This window comes from Ligilactobacillus sp. (genome assembly GCF_036846325.1).
Classification (GTDB): domain Bacteria; phylum Bacillota; class Bacilli; order Lactobacillales; family Lactobacillaceae; genus Ligilactobacillus.
Map to the genome: position 1 here is coordinate 1 of NZ_DAIUCE010000171.1, position 2,346 is coordinate 2,346.

A 2,346-nucleotide genomic window follows, 5' to 3' on the forward strand; every position below is an offset into this window, starting at 1 on the left:
TATATCAATTATTATAACACATATGTTCGTATTCGTGTGTCATAAGGACAAAAAAACAGGCAATTCATCACGTCCTTAAAAGAACGTGTTTCCTTGCACGCTTTCAAAAAAACTCTCACCGCGTCAAAGCGCAGCGAGAATCTGATTAATTGTTCTAAATTTCTTGTCTTTTTTATCCCAAAAGCCCTTCATCAGTCTTCCGATCGAATTTTCTCAGAATATGCTTGATCTTATCAAACGGGTACGGTGCCTCTTCTTTGACATGATACTCAATCGATTCGATTCTGGCAATCTCTTCATGCCTGTCTTCTCCGACCGGAACAATGACAAAATCGCCCGGCTCAAAAATGTCTTCATCTGCAAGGTACCAGTACTGATTACCGTATTCTCCAAACGTGACGCTGCAAAAAATCAGTTCATTGCGCCGACGTCTGATTTTCCCGTATTTTCTTTCGTCCAACATTTCGCCCATTCCGTAAAATGAAACAAATTCCAACAAACTTTCTATAAACTCGCTCCAATTGATCGGAAGGTCCTTTTTGTCAAACGTTCCGGTGATTTTTCGCCATTTTCCGCTTCTTGTCCTGATGCCGATCTGGTAGTCCCTTGATTCAAGCGGATCGACATAAACGTCAGTCGGATTGCCTTCTTTTTTTGAAAAGATGTCAGCATTGAGATTGTCAAGCAGCTGCGATACGCCCCCTGACACGTGATATTTATGGCAAACATCGCACCCCTCTGCGATCTGGCGGAAATATTCGATCGTTTCCGACTCGCGATCAACCACGAGCTTTTCGTGATAATCCCAGATCACGTAATCATCTTCTCGATCTTCCATCATGATTTTGGTGTTTCTGTCATATTTGGCCTCGATGCGATCAATCGGATCATAATTTCCGTCAAATAAAAGCAGGTCGTTTCTTCCGAGCTTTTCGCGCATAAACTCAGACAGTGATCTGAAAGTTGATTTTCCGAACATCAGACCGCTTATCTTGACAATCCTGTCTTCCGTATCGACAAGTTCAAGCTGCCAGACTCTGACATGAAATGCAAGCGAAGCATCATAATCCTCGAATGAACTCGAAAAAGCCTGCATGATGCTTTCCAACGTTTCTTGATCTGTCGCTATCTTTTCAACAGCCCATGGAATCTCTGCATTTCCGATGGACTTATAGCGTTTCAGCCATATTCCCCCGTCAGAAGAAACGGTCAGAACCTGCATTGCGTCTTCATCGCCTGTTTGACCCGATTCCCTGTTCAAATCTCCCGAAACCAGTTTGAACCGTTTCAGCTTTCCCGTCAGAACAAACGGATTTGTCTGCTGCTCATCAGTTATCGTCGCAAGCCGCGCAAACGCTATGATAAACCACGTTCTGAAACTCAGTTCGGAAAAATCATCTTGTTCCATGGCCGTCCACTTTGAAAAAATGGCGGAACCAAGCAGATGAACGTCCGTTATGTCATCGCTGATTTCGTCAAACCCTTCAGCATCCCACACGTTCTCATCAGGATATTCGCGCTCCAATCCTTCACCATATTTCATTACCTCAAACCCCAGGGTGAGGCACTCGTCAGCAAACGTTTCCGTTGCTTCGCCAAACGTCGCCTGCGGATTCATGTAAAGATTATAGTATTTGATTGCAAAGGCTTGGATCTCTTTGTTTGTTGCCATTGCGTTTCACCTCGATCGTTTTTTGGGGATAAATGCAGAGCAAAAAGCTCCTGTGACATAGAGATTGATTACATCACAATGGAAATTAGCATTATGCTTATACCTGCTGATAAGCACCTTGTCTTGTCATCTCTTTTATGCAGGACTCTATAGCCGTAATCCTTTAATATCTTTAATACGTGATAAGATCGTGTTGCAGCTGCAGCTGATAACGCCGGGAAGCGTATCAATGACCGTTTGCAGGAAGCGTTCCATTTCATCACTTGATGAAGCAACGGCATGTACATGCAGCTTATCTCTTCCTGTGACACGGTAAATCTGCGTGACGGTATCATTATTATGTAATATATCCGTCACCTGCGACAAATGGTCTGGTCTTGTCTCGATTTCAAAATAGCATGAAACAGCACCGCTGATCTTTTGAGGGTTTATTATAGTTGTATATTCTTCAATTATGCCTTTTTTCTCCAGAGCCTGAATCCGGGCTTTTACTGCCACTCTGGAAATACCGGTTTCTTTACCGATATCGGAGTAAGAAATACGTGCATTTTCTATAAGCAACTGGATGATCTTCTGATCCAGTTCATCTAAACCGTCCAGGTACATAAGCGTCCCTCCTTTGAACTACCCCAACTTAACCTGAAACTTCGTTTTTTAACGGTTTGAAGTTGGGG

General features: G+C 43.2%; 2 protein-coding genes. Both read right to left on the reverse strand.

Translation table 11 applies throughout. The features are described from left to right. Positions 1–172: 172 nt before the first annotated feature. The gene (locus tag V7Z60_RS09820; RefSeq protein WP_334117631.1) at positions 173–1,672 is read right to left on the reverse strand and encodes a hypothetical protein; all 1,500 of its coding nucleotides are present in this window, start codon (positions 1,670–1,672) and stop codon (positions 173–175) included. Positions 1,673–1,819: 147 nt separating this feature from the next. Beyond that, a complete protein-coding gene (locus V7Z60_RS09825) occupies positions 1,820–2,278 on the reverse strand; it encodes an Lrp/AsnC family transcriptional regulator (protein ID WP_288719969.1) in 459 nt (152 codons plus the stop codon). Positions 2,279–2,346: the final 68 nt, after the last annotated feature.